Raw genomic sequence first — 18,932 nt, 5'->3', positions numbered from 1 at the left:
ACGAAACAAAAATAAGTAACGTTAGTAGATAACAAAAGAATTTTGGATGTTCCTGCCTCAATGGCTACATTTGAAGTTCACCCAAAATGAACCACAATGAAAAAAGTAGTAATTCTATTGTTTGTAGGCCTACTGACTTGGAGTGTTTCCGCACAGGAAAAAACTGCAAAGATCGAATTCAAGACAGAAACGGTCGACTACGGTGAGATTGACAAGGGAAGCGACGGCCTCCGCGTATTTGAATTTACGAATACCGGCAATGCACCCCTGGTCATCAGCAAGGTGAGTTCCAGCTGCGGATGTACGATCCCCAAGAAGCCGGAAGCCCCCATCATGCCCGGGAAAACCGGGGAAATCCAGGTAAAATACGACACGAATCGGGTAGGTCCGATCCGCAAGGCGATTACGGTGATTTCCAATGCGGACACCCCGACGAAGATTCTGAAGATAAAAGGAACCGTTAAAGGCGTTGAAGGGAAGTAAAAATTACGATTTGAACCTCGAGAAAATCCCCCGGAAAAACCGGGGGATTTTTTTTGTGCATCCCGGGATGCCCGGTGCGCCTGCCGTAGCGGGAAATAACCGGCCGGGAACCGGCCACCTTAGCCCGCCTATTCAAAGAGTACCCTCCCCGCCTATTCAAAGAGTTCCCTCAGGGTAAAGGAAAATAGCAGGTCCCGGTTGTAGCGCTCAATGAGCAACCGGATCCGCTTCCCCTTCTTCTCGTTGATCATCTTCATGATTTCCTGCAACTTGTATCGGTGCACGGACTTGCCGTTCACCGCCAGGATCACATCTCCCTGCCGGAGGCCAACTTCCTCGGCCGGACTGCCGGCACGGATGGCGGAAACGACGATCTCGGGCACCAGGCTCAGGCGGGTTCTCTGGGAAGTCAGTATCTGGACCGTACCAAAGGTGTCTTCTTCATCCTGCTGCACCACGCCCCGCGAATCTGTAATGCGTTCGGCGATATAGCGGACCCCGGCGTGCTCGAGTTCAATCCCCGCCAGGTTGAAATGGAAGGGGTCGCGGAAATGCGCATTCGGTTTGAGAGTCAGCTCCCCGCTCGGGTAGTTGAACACCATGTTGAAGCGTTTGAGCAACTCCCCGCCGATACTGCCATCCCGGTCACCCAGGTTTGGGAGTGCCCTGAAAGAATCCAGGTAGGGGAAGGCCGCTTTTGCGTCGTTGAGGACAAAGTCGCCGACCCGGATTTGTTTGACCTTGGTCCGTTTCCCGTAGATGGTACCGCTCAGCCCTTTGCCCAGGTAATCTTCGTAATGTTTTTCCGGTATGTAGAGCCCTTCGTCGTCATCCCGGAACAACCAGAGCGCATCGCTGCTCCCGGTGTCCATCAGGAGCTTGACATCCAGTTCCTCCCCGTCTTCCAGGGTGACGCCCCCGCTGACATAGGCCTTGTTCCTGTCGATGGTGATCGGGACGGTTACCTCCCGCGACCGGTTCCTGTGCCTGTAGGTGGCCGGGTTGTGAAACCGGATGAACTTCCTGCCGTAATTGACTTCCACCACGTGGTCCCGGAACAGGTCGTACCCGATGATTCCGTGGATGGTAATGCCCAGGGAAGGCGAAAAATTCATTTCCCTGTCCAGCACCACGTACAACTGCTGGCCGGGATTTACCAGACCCTTTAATTTGAAAATATTGCCGGTGGAACGCAACGCGTCGATAGGGTCGCCCGTTCCCAAACCGCGGATCTGGATTTTGGCAACATTTCGGAGCTCTATGGAGTCCTGGTCGGCAACGTTGAAGAGGATGGGTTTGTTCACGCCCGTGTCCAGGATAAAACGCAGCGGGGTCCCGTTGACTTCAAGGGGGATAATCATCAGGTTATTCACCAATTCGAATGGGATCTTCGGGCTTTTTTTCCGGCCGTCCAGCAACTGGTAATGCTGCGCCGCCCCCCGGAAACAGCAGAGTACTATCCCCAGAAGCAACCCGATCCGCGCATATCGTACAAGCTTCATTACCAGTGGTGTATCTCTTAAAGTTACTAATTTATCGGACACCGAAGGCTTTTTTAACATCCCCTTAGGCCCCCTCCCTTCCCACAGGATGCGATTGGGGTTGCGGGGACCGAATGGTTTTCCCATTTTTGTGGCAGAAGCAGAAACCCTACCCTATTATGCCCACTCTCTCCAAAAAAGGCCAGGCCATGCCGGCCTCCCCGATCCGCAAGCTCGTGCCCTATGCCGAGGCAGCGAAAAAAAGCGGGGTGGAAGTCATCCACCTGAATATCGGGCAACCGGACATCAAGACACCGTCCCAGGCCCTGGAGGCTGTCCGGAATTTCCGGACGGAGGTGCTGGAATACAGCCGTTCCGAGGGGAGTGAATCCTACCGGGCCAAACTCGCCGATTACTACGGGAAACAGGGCATCGCGGTTACCCGGGAACAAATCCTGGTCACCACGGGGGGGTCTGAAGCCCTCTCCTTTGTAATGAGTTGCGTGGCCGACCTGGGAGACGAAATCATCATCCCGGAACCATTCTACGCAAACTACAACGGATTTGCCACGGCCACCGGGGTAACGGTGGTTCCGGTGGCATCCGGCATTTCGGATAACTTCGCCCTACCCCCTATTTCGGACTTCGAATCCTATATCGGACCCCGGACCCGGGCCATCCTGCTGTGCAATCCGGGCAACCCAACGGGGTACCTCTATTCCCCCGAGGAAATCCGATCGCTGGCGGAACTCGTACGCCGGCACGACCTGTTCCTGATTGCCGACGAGGTTTACCGGGAATTTGCCTACGACGGAAAAAAACACTATTCCATCCTGCAGGAACCCGGGCTGGAGGACAACGCCGTGGTGGTGGATTCGGTTTCCAAAAGGTACAGCATGTGCGGGGCGCGGATCGGTTGCATCATTACCCGGAACGAACAGCTCATGCAGGCGGCCCTGAAATTTGCCCAGGCGCGGCTGTCCCCGCCTACGTTCGCCCAGGTGGCCAGCGAGGCGGCCCTGGATACGCCCCCGTCTTATTTTGAAGCGGTCAATGCCGAATATACCCGCAGAAGGGATGTGCTCCTGGAAGAACTGGGCAAGATCCCCGGGATTCTTGTGGCCAGGCCCCAGGGGGCCTTTTACTGCATGGTGGAGTTGCCCATCCGGGATGCCGACCACTTTGCCCAATGGCTGCTGGAGGAGTTCAGGCTCGAGGGGGCCACGGTGATGCTGGCGCCCGCCGCCGGCTTTTACGCGACGCCGGGCCTGGGGGAAAACCAGGTGCGCATCGCCTACGTACTCGAGGAAAACCAGCTTCGGAAGGCGGTGAGGATACTCGCGGCAGCCCTCGAAAAATACCAGGCGGATGGTCATTGAACGCAACGTATCCCTGAAAGGGTTCAATACCTTCGGCATCGATGTCCCCGCCAGCCATTTTATCCGGGTAGACAACCTGGAAACCTTCCGGCAGGCCATAGCCGAACCGGACCTCCCCCCTCCTTTTATCCTCAGCGGAGGCAGTAACCTGCTGCTCACGGCCCCATTGGAAGCCCGCGTACTCTATATGGATACATCGGGCAAGGAAGTGCTGGACCAGGACGCGCACTCGGTTACCCTGCGCGTAATGGCCGGGGAAAACTGGCACGAGCTGGTGATGTGGACGCTGGAGCAGGGTTATGGCGGCCTGGAAAACCTCTCCCTGATCCCCGGGAAAACGGGGACGGCCCCCATCCAGAATATCGGCGCCTACGGGGCCGAGATCCGCGACGTACTCGTTGAACTCGAAGCCGTGGATATCCAAACCGGGGAGCCCCGGGTGTTCAGCAACGCTGCCTGCCGCTTCGGCTACCGGGATTCGGTCTTCAAACGCGAGCTGAAAGGACGCTACGCCATCTGGTCGGTCACCCTCCGGCTGACCCGCTCCGGGCACGAGATCCGGACGGGCTACGGAGACATTGCGGGCTGGCTGGAGCGGGAAGGCATCGAGGCTCCCGGGCCGCCCGAAGTTGCGCGGGCAGTTATCGCCATTCGAAAGAGCAAACTGCCGGATCCTGCCGAACTGGGAAACAGCGGGAGCTTTTTTAAGAACCCGGTTATTGGAAAGTCCCAATTTGAAAATCTCCGCACGCGCTTCCCGCAAATGCCGGGATATCCGCAGGAAAACGGGGACGTTAAGGTGCCGGCTGGCTGGCTCATCGATTCGCTCGGGTACAAGGGGCATCGCCAGGGCGATGCGGGCGTCCATAAAAACCAGGCGCTCGTCCTGGTCAATTACGGGGGAGCCTCCGGGAAAGAAATACTGGCCCTGGCGCGGGAAATCCAACAAGCAGTCCGGGATACGTATGGAATACAGATCGAGCCAGAAGTGAATATCTTGTAAGTTCCCCTGAAAATAATAACCCCCGCTGCGGGATCCGAAGCGGGGGCTAAACCAAACCAAACTAACCAAACATTACGTACGGCATGAAGTTCCCGTACGTCGAACTAATTCAAAAGTGAAAACGCCGGAGAACAAAAATTCTTAACTTAGCGTTTCCCTATATACGACAAGGCTATAGGGTTTGGATGCCGGGCAATATGCTTTTTTCCGGCCATCGCCCAAATCATGAGCACATTACTCGAAAAACATATAGTTGAACTGCTCCGGGAGGGCGATGAAAAGGCCATCGGCCTGCTCTATGAGCACTATGGGGACACGCTCTACGGGGTTGCCCTGAAGGTGGTAAAAAACGAAGAACTCGCCCAGGACGTGGTCCAGGAGAGTTTTGTGAAGATCTGGAAGAAATCCCATACCTACGACGCTTCAAAGGCCAAACTGTTTACCTGGCTATTCCGGATTACCCGCAACGCGGCCATCGACAAACTTCGCAGTTTGAGTACAAAGTCGGATAAGGAAATCCAAATAGACGTTTCGGACGTATATACAATAGGTGTGGACGGGGTGAACCCCGAATTGATGGACATGCAAAAACACCTCGGGAGTATTGAGCCCAAGTACCAGGTGGTGCTGGAGGCCCTCTTCTTCCAGGGAATGACCCAACAGGAAGCCAGCGAGGAACTGGATATCCCGCTGGGAACCATCAAATCGCGGCTCAAGATCGGCCTGAGGGAACTCAAGAAGATCTACGGCCCGGCCGTAATGATCGTTTATTGTTTATTGCAAGCGTTATGAAAGAAAAAATACAACAGTTTTTGGAGTCCGACCTGCTGGAGCAGTACCTGCTGGAAACTACGGGTCCTGAGGAAAGCGCCCGGGTGGAACGCTATATTGCGATGTACCCGGAGGTGCGCGACAGTTACCTGGAGTTGCAGGAAAACCTGGAAGCCTACGCCAAACTGCATGCCGTCCGCGCCCCGGAGGGCCTGCGCGAGCGCATCCTGCAACGCGTCCGGAATGAGCGGGCAGGTCGCCGGCGCTTTATGCGGTACGCCGTGGCAGCCAGCATTGCCGCCCTGTTCTTTGCCGGGGCGTCGTTCTGGTTTTACAACCAGAACCAGAACCTGCAGGTGGAAAACGACCTGGTCAACAATAAAATCCGGGTACTGGAAGCCGATATGAAGGAGCAGCTCGAGGATGTCCGCAACCAGTTTATCGTACTGAACAACCCGGGAACACGGAAGTTCATGGTTAACGGCAACCAAAAAGCCCGGGAACTCAAGGCGATTGCCTACGTAAACCCCGTGAAGAAACTCTCCTATATCAACGTGAGGAAACTCCCTAACCTGCCCGAAGACAAGGATTACCAGATGTGGGCCGAAGTCAATGGGGAAATGGTCAATTTGGGGGTCATCCGCAACTACGAAGACAAGGACAAACTGATGGCATTGCCCTACGGCGAGAAGGGGCTGAGTTATATCACCATCGAACCCAAGGGAGGCAACACCACCCCCTCCGTTCAAAATATCGTGGCGGATTTTTCCTACTGAACCCCAACGGAACGAATAGCCCGGGCCCCTTGTAAAAGGGGCTTTTTTTATATCTTTGTACCAAATTGGAATCCATGAAACTCATCCTGCTGACTATCGGATTGCTGGCACTTGCCTTTGCGGGTATCGCCATCAAGATATGGGCCAGGAAAGACGGTGCCTTTGCCGGCACCTGTGCCAGTCAAAACCCCCATCTGAACAAGGATGGCGAGGCGTGCGGCATGTGCGGCAAACTGCCTTCGGAACAAGAGTGCCGGCAGCAGGCCGACGCCTGACCCGTTGACCGCATCCCCCAGGATTCCCCAGACCCCCAAGCATCCCTTTGCATACGGAGAAAGACATACTGCTACAGACTATCGATAAGGCGCGCTCGGGTAGCCAGGTGGCCTTCAGCCAGCTTCTCGACGCCTACTGGCAGGAGGTGTACCATTTCCAACTGGGCAGGACGCAGAACGAGAACGACGCCGAGGATATTGCCATTCAGACCTTTGCCCGCGCCTTTGACAAACTGGACACCTACGACCCCACCTACGCCTTCAACACCTGGCTGATTACCATTTCCAAGAACCTGCATATCGATTTGCTGCGAAAACGCAAACGCAACATCCTGGAAGGCACGGACAACAGCCACAGCGATGCGGTAAAACGCGTCCTGGACGACGCCCCGACGGCAGAGGACCAGCTCATCATCGAGCAGGACCTGAAAACCCTGTTGCAGTATATCCGGAAACTCAAGCCGGGATACCGGAGTGTCATCGAATTGCGGTTCTTCCAGGAGATGAGTTATGCGGAAATCGCCTCGGCCCTGGATGAGCCGATCGGCAATGTAAAGGTGCGGCTGCTCCGGGCCAAGAAGTTGCTGGCCGGGCTCATAGCCCGGGATAAGGGAAACAGCTGAAGGGGTACTGGAATAGGCCTGATTTAGTTCGTATATTTGCTTAAAATTTCGCTATGAGCACCACCGCGGTACCCAAAACTGCCGAAACGACCAAGGGAAAGCCCAAATGGCTCCGGGTCAAGCTGCCAACTGGTAAGAAGTACACCCAGTTGCGCAAGCTTGTGGACACCTACGACCTGCATACCATCTGCACCTCGGGCAGTTGTCCGAATATGGGGGAATGCTGGGGGGAAGGTACGGCCACGTTCATGATTCTGGGCAACGTGTGTACGCGTTCCTGCGGTTTCTGCGGCGTAAAAACGGGCCGCCCCTCCGCGATTGACTGGGCAGAACCCGAAAAAGTGGGCCGTTCCATCAAAATCATGGGGATCCGACACGCGGTAATTACCTCGGTAGACCGGGACGACCTGAAAGATATGGGGTCCATCCTGTGGGCGGAAACCGTCAAGGCCATCCGCAGAATGAACCCGGATACGACACTGGAAACCCTGATCCCCGATTTCCAGGGGGTGGAACAACACCTGGACCGTATCCTGGAGGTAGCCCCTGAGGTAATATCCCACAATGTGGAAACCGTCCGGCGATTGACCCGGGAAGTCCGGATACAAGCCAAATACGACCGCAGCCTGGGTGTCCTGAAATACCTGAAGGACCAGGGTGCCAACCGGACCAAATCCGGGATCATGCTCGGGCTGGGAGAAACAGAGCCCGAAGTGCTGCAGACCCTGGAAGACCTGCGGGAGGCCGGGGTTGACGTGGTCACCATCGGACAGTACCTGCAGCCCTCCAAACGCCATTTGCCCGTAAAGGAATTCATTACCCCGGAGCAATTTGACAAATACCGGGAGGCCGGCCTGGCCCTGGGCTTCCGGCACGTGGAGAGTGGGGCCCTGGTCCGCTCGTCCTATAAAGCGCACAAGCACATCCATTGATGCACCTTACCGGTCCGGAATCCCGGCAGGAAAGGGAAAACCCCCTGAAAGCCTTGAAGAAAATCACCATCGGAATCAACGGGTTCGGCCGGATCGGCCGCACGCTCTACCGTCTGCTGGAACCCGTCCCCCATATGGACGTCGTGCTGGTGAACGACCTGGCAGATAGCCGTACCCTGGCGCACCTCCTGCGCTATGACAGCATCCACGGCCCCCTGCCCCACCCCGTTTCCGTTACAGATCGGGGGTTCCGGATGGGCAATACGGAAACGGCGCTGACCAATTTCGGCGAGCCCGGCCAGATTCCCTGGGGGGAATACGGGGTTGACCTCGTGGTAGAGGCTACCGGACGCTTTAAAAACCGCAAGTTCCTGGAGGACCACCTGGCGCAGGGAGCCCGGAAAGTCCTCTTGTCGGCCCCGCCGGAGGATGCCGACATCCCCATGGTCGTTTACGGCATCAACGACCACCTGCTATCCCCGGAAACAGCCATTTTCAGTTGTGCCTCCTGTACCACCCACAGCGCCGCGCCGCTGATCAGCGTGCTGGACGGGCTGTGCGGGATCAGGCAGGCCTATATCACCACCGTTCACTCCTATACCTCCGACCAGAGCCTGCACGACCGGCCGCACAGGGACCTGAGGCGGGCCCGCGCCGCCGGGCAATCCATCGTTCCCACCACTACGGGCGCTGCCAAGGCCCTCACCCGGATTTTTCCGCATTTGTCCGATGTAATCGGGGGTTGCGGCATCCGGGTACCGGTCCCAAACGGCTCGCTTACAGACATCACCGCCCACGTGCGGAACCCGGCGTCCATTGCGGAAATAAATGCTACATTTAAGAGAATTTCGGAAAATGAGCTTCAAAACATCCTTTTTTTCACGGAAGACCCGATAGTTTCAGTCGATATAAACAATAGTTGTTACTCCTGTACGTTTGATTCTCAGATGACTTCCGTGGTTGGCAACATGGTGAAGGTCATCGGATGGTACGACAATGAAACCGGTTATAGCAGCCGGGTTAGGGATTCGATCCAGTTACTGATAGAGCGAAACTTTATTTGAAACGCCTGTTACGACATACGATTGCGTTTATTTTCCTGGTTTCCTGTCTTTTGGCGGGCTGGGGACTCCATGCCCAGCTGCCCGTGCAGGAAACGCGGGAATTCGATGTCTTTATCAACCAGGCGCGCACCTACTGGAACCGCGACGACCTGGAACTTGCCCTGGAGGAACTCGACAAGGCCGCCGAATGGGCCGAGGAGCAACAGAGCGAGAAAGATCTGATAGACTGCTACCACTATTTTGCGTTGATTTACCTGGACCTCAACAAGGAGGAAACCGCCCAGTTCAACAATGGTCGCGCCGCCCTGATGCTCGATGAAATCGAATATCCTTACGGTACGGCGGTCCACTACTATATCAACGCGAAAATCCTGTATTCGGAAGGGAACTTCTTCCAGGCCATCTTTCAGCTCAATGAAGCCCGGCAACGCACCAACGACCGGAACCTGCTCAACCGCATTACGCTTCTGGAGGCCGATAACCTGCGGAGTATCGATAAATACGAGCAGGCAGAGACCAATTACAACTCCCTGCTGGTCAATACCGACCCCTATGAACGCGAATTTTTGCGGGCCAGGGCCTATCTGGGCCTCGCCCGGCTCGACCTGGTGCAGGAATTGCTGCCCGAAGGCATCGAAAATGCCCAAAACGCATTGAGTATTGCGGAATCCAACGGGTTTACCACGGAATTTATCCAGGCCAACGAGTTGCTGGCCAACATGTTCGAACAAACCCGGCAATTCGACCAGGCCCTGGCTTCCACCAGGAACCTGATGCACTTCAAGGATTCCGTGCGGGGCATCGCCAGGGAAAAAGCCCAGCTGGAAACAGCCGATAGGATCCAGACGGAGTACATGAGCAAGGAAATCCAGCGGCAGGACGAAGAAATCCAGGAACTCAGCGAATCCGCCAACCGGTCGGAACTCACGGCCATCCTGTCGTCCGCCTTTTTAATCATTATTTCCCTCCTGGCCGTATCCCTCTACCGGAACAACCAGATCAAACTGAAGACCAACGATTTGCTGCACACCAAGAACCGGGAGCTGCACGCCGCCCGGGATGCTGCGGTCCAGGCCATGGAAGCCAAGACCAACTTCCTGTCTACGGTCAGCCACGAGCTGCGGACACCCCTGTACGCCGTTACGGGGCTCACCCACCTCCTGCTGGAAGAAAACCCGAGCAAAGAACAGCAGGAGCACCTGAAAGCGCTCAAATTTTCGGGGGATTACCTGCTGAACTTTATCAATGACATCCTGCAGATCAACAAAATCGACGCCGACAAGCTGGAGATGCTGGAAGTGGAATTCAACCTGAAGAAGATCCTCACCGAGGTGATGAATTCACTACAGCAAACGGCCAAGGAAAGCAAAACGGAAATGATCCTGGATTTCGACCCCGAAATCCCCTCCCACCTGATGAGCGACCCGGTGAAGCTCTCCCAGATATTTATGAACTTGATGGGGAATGCGCTGAAGTTTACCAAGAACGGGGAAGTCCTGGTGCTGGCCCGCCTGGTGCGAAAAGAGGACGACAGGGCCCGGGTGTACTTCGAGGTACGGGATACAGGTATCGGCATCAGTGAAGAAAAGCAGAAAACCATCTTTGACAGCTTTGAGCAGGGATCCATCCAAATCAACCGGGAATACGGGGGAACCGGCCTGGGGCTTACCATTGTAAAGAGCCTGCTGGGGCTTTTTGGCAGCACCATCCAGCTGGAAAGCACCCCGGGGCAGGGCAGCTCGTTCTTCTTTGAGCTCGACTTCAAATGCAAGGACGATTTGGTGGACGACGTGCCTTTCGAAGTGACCCAGAAAGAGTACGACTTCAAGGGCCTCCACCTGCTGATCGTGGAGGACAACAAGATCAACCAGGTGATTACGCGGAAGATGCTGGCCAAAAAGGATATTACCTCGGATATCGCCAACAATGGCACCGAGGCCATCCAACTGGCGAGTTCCAACTCCTACGACGGTATCCTAATGGACATCCACATGCCGGGAATCAGCGGCGTGGAGGCCACCCAGGAAATCCGCAAATTCGACCCGGAAACGCCCATCATCGCATTGACGGCAATTTCCCTGGACGACAGCCTGGAAGCCTTTTATGCCGCAGGTTGCAACGACGTGGTGACCAAGCCGTTCAAACCCGAGGTGTTCTACCAGAAGATCGGGGAGAATATCCTGGAGCCCAAAATGCGCAAAACGCTATCCTGAATTCCATGCGCCGGAGCACCATGCCCGGAGCCCCGACCTCGTTGTTCCTGTGGCCTCCCTAAAGCGAGTCGATAAATTCCATCAGCACCTTTTCATCCGCCTCCCCGAACTGGTGCGCCACACCGATGACCCAATGTCCCGTCAAATCGCTGCCCAGGCGGGCGGCGTCCTTCTCGGTGGTCAGGATCCGTTTCCGGCTGCGCAAGGCATCGATTTCCCGGGGTGAGAAGCGGTGGTGGTCCGGGAACTCCATGTGCTCAAAAACCAGGTCCAACTCCTTCAGGTGGCGCACCAGCGGCTCTGGGTTGGCGATACCGGTTACCAGGGTAAACGGTTTTTCCCGAAGCTGCTCCGGGGATACCACACGCCCCGCCGAATCCCTGACATCCGAATAGTCCAGGCGGGCAAAAACCACGCGCTGCCCGGCCTCCGGCCGAAGCCTGCGGGTAATCTCCGCCCGGGTTTCCGGATCCGGCAATTCCGGGCATTTGGTCACCGCGATGATCCCGGCGCGCCGGGCCTGGGATTTGTGGTCCCGCAGGTCCCCGCTCGGCAGGTACCCCTGGTCCGGGTAGAGCGCGCCCCAGCAGGTAAGCAGGATGGACCCGGCCGGGCGGACTTTCCGGTGCTGGAATCCGTCGTCCAGGATAATCAGGTCCGGGGAGGCCTGGCGGGTGAGTTTACGGATGCCCCTTCGGCGATCGGCATCCACGGCAACGGTAACCCGCGGGAATTTCAGGGCAATCTGTGCCGGCTCGTCCCCCAGGTCGTCGGCCGGGGTATCCGGGCCTGCCAGGACAAAACCCCGGCTCCTGCGCCGGTACCCCCGGCTGAGTACGGCTGCCCGACGCGCCTGCAGGCGGCGCAGTACCCATTCCACCATAGGCGTCTTCCCGGTGCCCCCCACACTGAGGTTCCCGATACAAAGCACCGGGGTCGCGAACGACTCGGACGCACACCAGCCCCGGTCGTAGCACAGGTTCCTGAGCCATACCGCGGCGGCGTATACCAGTGAAAAGGGCCAAAGCAGCTTGCGGATTACCTCCATAGGAGCGAAAATAGTTTATTTATCTTTGAACAAACCCATAAACCCACCGACGGATGACCGTAAAAGAAATAGCCGATTGCCTGGAAGAACTGGCGCCCCTGCCGTTCGCGGAAGACTTCGACAATGTCGGGTTGCTGGTGGGGGACCCCGGGCGGGAAGTCACCGGGGTCCTCGTCACGCTGGATACCCTGGAAGCCGTTGTGGAGGAGGCTGTTGAAAAAGGCTGCAACCTCATCGTCAGCTTCCATCCGATTGTCTTCAAGGGGTTGAAAAAGATCACCGGGGCCACCTATGTGGAACGCGTCGTGACAAAGGCGATTGAAAACCGCGTGGCCATCTATAGCATGCATACTGCGCTGGACAATGTCCTAAGCGGGGTCAACGGGCGAATCTGCGACGTACTCGGGCTGGACAACCGCGCCGTCCTGATCCCCTCAAAAGGGAAGCTGCGCAAACTCACTACCTACGTGCCCGAATCGGGCCGGGAAGCGCTGCTGCAGGCATTGTTTGACGCCGGGGCCGGACAGGTGGGCAATTATTCAAATTGCAGTTTCAGCAATACGGGAGAGGGAACCTTCCTGCCGGGGGCGGATGCCAACCCCACCATCGGATCCCGGGGCAACCTCCACCGGGAGCCGGAATCCCAGTTGCACCTTACTTTTACGGCAAACCGGGAACAGCAGGTGCTCAGGGCCCTGCGCGAAAACCACCCGTACGAGGAGGTGGCCTATGAAGTGACCGCCCTGGAGAACAGCTACCAACAGGTGGGGATGGGCATGGTGGGATCGCTCAAGCAGGCGTTGGACGAAAAGCAATTCCTGGACCTGCTCAAAAGCCGGTTCGGCACGCCCTGCATCCGCCATTCTGATTTTACGGGAAAAAAGGTGCAGCGGGTTGCCGTACTGGGGGGCAGCGGGGCCTTTGCCATCGGGGCGGCACGGGCAGCCGGGGCCGATGCCTACGTAACCGCCGACATCAAATACCACGAGTTCTACCAGGCGGCCGGGGAGCTGCTGCTGGCAGATGTCGGGCACTATGAAACTGAGCAGTTTACAAAAAACCTGCTGCACGATTATCTTACAGAAAAAATTCCTAATTTTGCGATCTCTTTATCCGGGACCCGAACAAATCCCATCAACTATTATTAGACAATATGGCAACAAAGACAGAAGTGACGGTAGAAGACAAACTGAGAGCCCTCTACGACCTGCAACTCATCGACTCGCGGATTGATGAAATCCGCAATGTCCGCGGGGAGTTGCCCCTCGAAGTGGAGGACCTCGAGGACGAGGTGCTCGGGCTGAAGACCCGTGTGGACAAGCTCAAAACAGATGTCGAAACCATCAACTACGAGATCACTGCCAAGAAAAATATGATCGAGGATGCCAAAGCCCTGATCAAGAAATACGCCGAACAACAGAAGAACGTCCGGAACAACCGGGAGTTCAACTCCCTGTCCAAAGAGGTGGAGTACCAGGAACTGGAAATCCAGCTGGCCGAGAAGCACATCCGGGAATTCAAGGCCCAGATTGAACAGAAAAAGGAAGTGATTTCCGAGACCAAGGAGAAACTTTCCGAACGGGAATCCCACCTGAAACACAAGAAAAGCGAACTCGACGCCATCCTGGCCGAAACCGAAAAGGAAGAGAAGGCGCTGATCGCCAAGTCGGAGGAATTTGAGAAGCAAATCGAAGACCGCCTGGTCTCCGCTTACAAGCGGATTCGCGGCAGCGTCAAGAACGGCCTGGCCGTAGTCCCGATTGAACGGGGTGCCTCCGGCGGATCTTTCTTTACGATCCCCCCGCAGGTACAGGTGGAGATCGCCTCCCGCAAAAAAATCATTACGGACGAACACAGCGGCCGTATCCTGGTAGACCCGGCCCTGGCCGATGAAGAGCAGGAGAAAATGAAAAAGCTGTTCGAGAAGATCAAATAAGAAGGCCCTTCAGGCCGCAGGCTTAAAACCACTCCTAATAACCGGGGTGGTTTTTTATTTGCCGGCTGTTACCGGCTGCTCATCCAGAAGTTCGAGGATCCGGTTGGTGACCTCCGGGCTGTCCCAGCGGTTTTCCAGGTCCGGCATCTGCATCACCTCCCGCATAATGGCTTCCTGTCGGTCGCCCATGGCCAGGGCTTCCGCGTAGGGACGGTCCGAAAATGTAACCCGGGAATAGGCCGGGATCCATTTATCCGGGTAGGCATTCGCAAAATGGCGCTCAATTTTCTTCTGCAGCAAAAATTCCGGATCGGCCGTCCGGGAGCTCATTTCCACGAAATTCCGGTAACTCAACTCGGCAATGGCGTCGGCATTCGGTTTGCGCCGGGCCTGATATTCGGAGAACACCCGTTCCCAATCCTCCCCGTGCCGTTCCATCAAGCCGGTCAGCACGGTAATATCCTCAAACCCCGCATTCATGCCCTGTCCGTAGAAAGGGACAATGGCGTGGGCCGAATCGCCTACCAGGGCCACCTTGTCCCAGTACGTCCAGGGATAGCAGCGGATCGTGACCAGGGCGGAGGTGGGGTTGCGGAAAAAATCCCCCGTCAGGTTCTCGATATCCGGGGTAACTGTCGGGAAATACTTACGGAAAAAGTTCCGGGCATCGTCCCGGGTCTGAATCTTCTCAAAGGACACCTCCCCCTCAAAAGGCAGGAATAGCGTACAGGTAAAACTGCCGTCCAGGTTGGGCATGGCGATAAACATAAACCGGCCCCGCGGCCAGATGTGGAAGGAATGCCTGTCGAGTTTGTGGGTCCCGTCCGCATTGGGCGGGATGGTGAGTTCCTTATACCCCACATCGATAAAATCCTGGGAATAATCAAAACGGCTGCGTCGCTGCATCTTGTGCCGGATTCTGGAAAATGCCCCGTCACACCCAAAGACATGGTCAAAGGCGTATTCCTCCCACTCCCCTTTCTCGGTTTCCCCCGTAAAGAGGCGCGCGGTGGGCAGGTCCACATCCCAAACCTTTTCCGAAAAGCGAAACCGGGCACCGGCTGCTTCGGCCAGGTCAATCATCCTGCGGTTGAGTACCCCCCGGGAAATGGACCAAATGGCCTCCTCCTCCTTGCCGTACTTCTGGTAGTACACCGGTTCATCCACCACGTGCATGGCGCGCTGGTATAGCGGGATGGCTATTTTCCGCACCTCCTCTTCTATCCCTGCCTGCCGCAGGGCCTTCCAACCCCGGTTACTCATCGCCAGGTTAATGGAACGACCCGAAAATTCCACGGTGCGGATATCGGGCCTGCGGTCAAAAACGGTCACCCCGTGACCGGCTTTCCGCAAAAAGATCGCCAACAGCGACCCGACCAGGCCGGAGCCGACTATGGCAACCTGTTTCGGTTTTTTAGACATATACACGGGTTAGCAGGCTAAAGTTACTAAAACCTGCCGGTTTCATGCCCTTCCCGCCCGATCCACTAGTTATTTAGGGAAATCCTAACACTGCTTTGTTTATTTATTTCGTAATTTTATTAAACATTTATGCGCTCAAAGACCACCCTCCCCGAAAAATTATGCCCGGTGTGCCTGCGCCCTTTTAGCTGGCGAAAAAAATGGCAGCGCAATTGGGAATCCGTCAGGTATTGCAGTACCCGTTGCCGCAACAACCGGGGACGGGTCAACGGCAGCCAGGGACGTGTCGGTGCGGGCAACGGCAGCCAGGGACGTATCGGTGCGGGTAACGGCAGCCAGGGACGGAACAACGGCAGCACGAGTGAGATCAATCCCGGGCGGGAAATCCGCACACAAAAAACGATGAAACGATGAATACTGCCCTCTATTGGTTCCGCAACGACCTGCGGGTTGCCGACAACCCGGGCCTGCTGGCAGCCTGCCGCAGCCAGCGTGTGCTGACGGCCTATTGCTTCGACCCCGAGGAATTCCGCGAAGGGGATTACGGTATCCCGCGGATGGGGTCCTACCGGACGGCTTTCCTGCGGGAATCCGTCCAGGCGCTGCAGGAGCAACTCCAGGGCCTGAATATCTCCCTGCATATCCATTTCGGTTCACCCGGGGACATCCTCCCGGGGCTCATCAGAAAATACGGCGTCACCGAGCTGCACCTGCAGCGGGAATGGACCCGGGACGAATGCCTGGCCCTGGAAGGGGTCCGCAAGCGGCTGCCTTCCGGGGTGGCAGTCCACGAATATTACCAGCAATTCCTCTTCCATCCGGATGATGTGCCATACAATACTTTCGACGACATCCCGGACGTATTCACCGGCTTTCGGAAAAAATGCGAAAAACGCGTCACGGTTCGGGAGCCGGAAAATGCGCCAGCCCGGCGGGAAACCCTCTATGCGCCTGCTGAAAACAGCGACCTGCCCGGGTGGGAGGCCTTTGGGATGGAACCTCCCAGGGCCGATTCCCGGACGGCCTTCCCATTCCGGGGCGGGGAAGTCGCAGCCTGGGACCGCCTGCAGGAATACTTTTGGGAAACTCGGTTTTTGAGCACCTACAAACGCACGCGCAACGGGTTGGTCGGCACCCGCTACAGCACCAAGTTTTCCCCCTGGCTGGCCAACGGCTCCCTGTCTGCCCGGCAAATCTACCGGCAGGTGCAGCGCTACGAGCGGGAAGTGGAAAAAAACCGGGATACCTACTGGCTGATCTTTGAACTGATATGGCGCGATTATTTTAAGTACGTTTCCCTGAAACAGGGCCCGAAACTTTTTGCACCCGGCGGCATCCGCGAGGTGGAAAGGAACTGGGGAAACTCTGCGGAGGCTTTTGCCCGCTGGACGCGAGGGGAAACCGACAGCGAATTTATCAATGCGAACATGCAGGAGCTCCTCCGCACCGGTTGGATGAGCAACCGGGGCCGGCAGAACACGGCGAGCTACTGGTCACAGAACCTGGGGCAGGACTGGCGACTTGGAGCCGCCTGGTTCCAGTACCTGCTGCTGGACTACGACGTCCACAGCAACTGGGGAAACTGGATGTACAACAGCGCCGTCGGCAACGATCCCCGGAACCGAAAATTCAACCTGGAACTGCAGGCTAGCCGGTATGACGCTTCGGGAAAATTCCGGCGTCTCTGGCTGCAAGCTTCCCTTTTCGACGCCTCTCCCCCGGCACCCGGGGACCTGCCCACTCCTGCCGGGTTACAGGCCCCACCGGCCGAGGGGCTTCCGATTCCGTCAAAATCCAAAAATCACCCATGAGAACTGTACGGCTCATCCTGGGCGACCAGCTCAACGCCAAACACAGCTGGTATGGCAAAACAGACCCGGAGGTGGTTTACCTGATGGCCGAGATGCGCCAGGAAACCGATTATGTAAAGCACCACATCCAGAAGGTCCTGGGCTTCTTTGCCTCCATGCGGAATTTTGCCGGGGAACTGGAGGAAAAAGGCCATCGGGTGCGCTACTTCAGGATTTCCGATACCGACAACCCCGGGAAGCTGCCAGAACTCATCCGGCAGGTCCTCGAGGAAGAGGGGGCCGACAGGTTCGAATACCAGTGGCCCGACGAATACCGCCTGGACGAGCAGCTCCGGGACTTCTGCCAGACCCTGGACTGCCAGACGGAGGCGGTGGATACCGAACATTTTTACACGGATCGATCGGAACTCGCCGAATTTTTTGAGGGGAAGAAACAATGCGTCATGGAACCGTTCTACCGCATGATGCGCCGGAAATACGATGTATTGATGGAAGGGGGGGACCCGCTGGGCGGCCGCTGGAATTTTGACGGGGACAACCGGAAGAAATGGAAGGGGGAGCCCGAAATCCCCCACGAACGAGGGTTTCGCAAAGACCTGATTGACCTGGAGCGGGAAATCCGGGACGCCGGGGTGGAAACCATCGGGAATGTGGATGCAGGCAGCTTTAACTGGCCCACCTCCCGGGCAGACGGCCTGGCCATGCTCCGGCATTTCTGCGATTCCCTGCTTGTGCACTTCGGGGATTTCCAGGATGCCATGCATACCGGGGAAAAATACCTGTTCCACTCCCGCCTGTCATTTGCATTGAATACCAAGATGCTATCCCCCCGGGAAGTGGTGGAGAAAGTGGAGGCCGTCTATCGGGATGACCCCGAGGCCATCCACCTGTCGCAGGCGGAAGGCTTTATCCGCCAGATACTCGGGTGGCGGGAGTTTATGCGCGGGATGTATTGGAAGGAAATGCCCGGGTATGCAAACCGCAACGCACTCGGGAACGAGAATCCGCTCCCGGACTTTTACTGGACGGGCGAAACAAAGATGAATTGCCTGTCACACGCCATCCGCCAAAGCCTGGATACTTCCTATGCCCACCATATCCAGCGGCTGATGATCACGGGCAACTACGCCCTGCTCACCCAAACGGACCCGGACCAGGTGGATGCCTGGTACCTGGGCATCTACATCGACGCCATCCAATGGGTGGAACTGCCCAATACCCGGGGGATGAGTCAGTTTGCGGACGGGGGGCTGGTGGCCACGAAACCCTATGTGAGCAGCGCCAATTACATCCGGAAAATGAGTAATTATTGCAGTGGTTGCCAGTACAAGGCCTCTGAGAAAACCGGGGATTCCGCCTGTCCGTTCAATGCGCTTTACTGGAATTTCCTCGATGCCAAAAAAGACCTGCTTGCGGGCAACCCGCGGATGGGGATGATGTACCGGCTACTGGAGAAAATGGATGCCGACCAGCTGGAAGCCCTGAAAAAACGAGCTGCCTCCATTATAGCGCATCCGCAGCGCTATTGAGTTCGTTTCCGGCCGGTTTTCACAATTTCTTAACCGTTTGGCGGCAACCGGGACCCCTGATGCCTTCGTATATATACTAGAAATCAACGCTTCGGCGACTCTATATATGCAAGAAAAGACCTTCCAGGCAGCTGCCCGGAAGGTCTTTTCGATTTCCGGCCTTTCGCCGGTGGGATTCCTTAGCCG

At 56.6% G+C, this 18,932-nt stretch carries 18 protein-coding genes; 15 read left to right on the top strand and 3 right to left on the bottom strand.

The window, feature by feature from the left end:
- Window positions 1–96 precede the first annotated feature (96 nt).
- Window positions 97–483, top strand: a complete 387-nt coding sequence (locus AC3DKS_RS07440) for a DUF1573 domain-containing protein (protein ID WP_015755671.1) — start codon at window positions 97–99, stop codon at window positions 481–483.
- A 152-nt stretch (window positions 484–635) separates the two neighbouring features.
- Here AC3DKS_RS07440 and AC3DKS_RS07435 read toward each other — a convergent pair whose 3' ends face one another.
- On the bottom strand, window positions 636–1,985 hold the full coding sequence (locus AC3DKS_RS07435) for an aspartyl protease family protein (RefSeq protein WP_015755672.1): 1,350 nt from the start codon (window positions 1,983–1,985) through the stop codon (window positions 636–638).
- A gap of 158 nt (window positions 1,986–2,143) precedes the next feature.
- On the opposite strand from AC3DKS_RS07435, the gene AC3DKS_RS07430 reads away from it, so the two are divergent.
- The 9 genes from AC3DKS_RS07430 (at window position 2,144) to AC3DKS_RS07390 (ending at window position 11,000) form a co-directional block, all read left to right on the top strand.
- Window positions 2,144–3,343, top strand: coding sequence for a pyridoxal phosphate-dependent aminotransferase (locus AC3DKS_RS07430; protein ID WP_015755673.1), 1,200 nt, complete (start codon window positions 2,144–2,146; stop codon window positions 3,341–3,343).
- Window positions 3,333–4,346, top strand: a complete 1,014-nt coding sequence (gene murB / locus AC3DKS_RS07425) for a UDP-N-acetylmuramate dehydrogenase (RefSeq protein WP_015755674.1) — start codon at window positions 3,333–3,335, stop codon at window positions 4,344–4,346. Before AC3DKS_RS07430 ends, murB begins: the two co-directional genes overlap by 11 nt.
- Window positions 4,347–4,571: 225 nt before the next feature.
- Window positions 4,572–5,138, top strand: a complete 567-nt coding sequence (locus AC3DKS_RS07420) for an RNA polymerase sigma factor (RefSeq protein ID WP_015755675.1) — start codon at window positions 4,572–4,574, stop codon at window positions 5,136–5,138.
- Window positions 5,135–5,893 (top strand): anti-sigma factor, encoded by a 759-nt coding sequence (locus AC3DKS_RS07415; protein ID WP_015755676.1) that lies wholly within the window; start codon window positions 5,135–5,137, stop codon window positions 5,891–5,893. Before AC3DKS_RS07420 ends, AC3DKS_RS07415 begins: the two co-directional genes overlap by 4 nt.
- A gap of 74 nt (window positions 5,894–5,967) precedes the next feature.
- Entirely contained in the window at window positions 5,968–6,168 is a 201-nt protein-coding gene (locus AC3DKS_RS07410) for a hypothetical protein (protein ID WP_015755677.1), read from the top strand.
- Window positions 6,169–6,215: 47 nt separating this feature from the next.
- Window positions 6,216–6,791, top strand: coding sequence for an RNA polymerase sigma factor (locus AC3DKS_RS07405; protein WP_041327314.1), 576 nt, complete (start codon window positions 6,216–6,218; stop codon window positions 6,789–6,791).
- Between the two features lie 53 nt (window positions 6,792–6,844).
- Window positions 6,845–7,723 (top strand): lipoyl synthase, encoded by an 879-nt coding sequence (gene lipA / locus AC3DKS_RS07400; protein WP_272607467.1) that lies wholly within the window; start codon window positions 6,845–6,847, stop codon window positions 7,721–7,723.
- Window positions 7,724–7,776: 53 nt separating this feature from the next.
- Complete coding sequence (locus tag AC3DKS_RS07395) at window positions 7,777–8,787, top strand: type I glyceraldehyde-3-phosphate dehydrogenase (RefSeq protein WP_272607468.1); 1,011 nt, start codon at window positions 7,777–7,779, stop codon at window positions 8,785–8,787.
- Window positions 8,784–11,000 carry a hybrid sensor histidine kinase/response regulator gene (locus AC3DKS_RS07390; protein ID WP_272607469.1) on the top strand — a complete coding sequence of 739 codons (2,217 nt, stop codon included), beginning with the start codon at window positions 8,784–8,786 and terminating at the stop codon, window positions 10,998–11,000. The genes AC3DKS_RS07395 and AC3DKS_RS07390 overlap by 4 nt, the downstream gene beginning before the upstream one ends.
- A 58-nt stretch (window positions 11,001–11,058) precedes the next feature.
- On the opposite strand, the gene lpxK is transcribed toward AC3DKS_RS07390, so the two are convergent.
- Complete coding sequence (gene lpxK, locus AC3DKS_RS07385; RefSeq protein ID WP_272607470.1) at window positions 11,059–12,048, bottom strand: tetraacyldisaccharide 4'-kinase; 990 nt, start codon at window positions 12,046–12,048, stop codon at window positions 11,059–11,061.
- Window positions 12,049–12,101: 53 nt separating this feature from the next.
- Here lpxK and AC3DKS_RS07380 point away from each other — a divergent pair, with 53 nt between their 5' ends.
- Together AC3DKS_RS07380 and AC3DKS_RS07375 are read left to right on the top strand one after the other, a co-directional pair.
- Window positions 12,102–13,196 carry a Nif3-like dinuclear metal center hexameric protein gene (locus AC3DKS_RS07380; RefSeq protein ID WP_272607471.1) on the top strand — a complete coding sequence of 365 codons (1,095 nt, stop codon included), beginning with the start codon at window positions 12,102–12,104 and terminating at the stop codon, window positions 13,194–13,196.
- 5 nt (window positions 13,197–13,201) lie between these two features.
- Complete coding sequence (locus tag AC3DKS_RS07375; protein WP_272607473.1) at window positions 13,202–13,984, top strand: zinc ribbon domain-containing protein; 783 nt, start codon at window positions 13,202–13,204, stop codon at window positions 13,982–13,984.
- 54 nt (window positions 13,985–14,038) lie between these two features.
- Here the strand turns inward: AC3DKS_RS07375 and AC3DKS_RS07370 are convergent, their stop codons facing one another.
- Window positions 14,039–15,406 (bottom strand): FAD-dependent oxidoreductase, encoded by a 1,368-nt coding sequence (locus tag AC3DKS_RS07370; RefSeq protein ID WP_272607474.1) that lies wholly within the window; start codon window positions 15,404–15,406, stop codon window positions 14,039–14,041.
- 129 nt (window positions 15,407–15,535) lie between these two features.
- Between AC3DKS_RS07370 and AC3DKS_RS07365 the strand changes: the two genes are divergently transcribed.
- From AC3DKS_RS07365 to AC3DKS_RS07355, 3 genes are read left to right on the top strand one after another with little or no spacing between them, the layout of a single operon-like run.
- Complete coding sequence (locus AC3DKS_RS07365) at window positions 15,536–15,820, top strand: DUF2256 domain-containing protein (RefSeq protein ID WP_336298660.1); 285 nt, start codon at window positions 15,536–15,538, stop codon at window positions 15,818–15,820.
- A complete protein-coding gene (locus AC3DKS_RS07360) occupies window positions 15,817–17,217 on the top strand; it encodes a DASH family cryptochrome (RefSeq protein WP_272607475.1) in 1,401 nt (466 codons plus the stop codon). Before AC3DKS_RS07365 ends, AC3DKS_RS07360 begins: the two co-directional genes overlap by 4 nt.
- Entirely contained in the window at window positions 17,214–18,746 is a 1,533-nt protein-coding gene (locus tag AC3DKS_RS07355; RefSeq protein ID WP_272607476.1) for a cryptochrome/photolyase family protein, read from the top strand. Before AC3DKS_RS07360 ends, AC3DKS_RS07355 begins: the two co-directional genes overlap by 4 nt.
- The last annotated feature ends 186 nt before the right edge of the window (window positions 18,747–18,932 follow it).

Source organism: Robiginitalea sp. (genome assembly GCF_982776155.1).
This window is presented reverse-complemented; position numbering and strand designations above follow the sequence as displayed.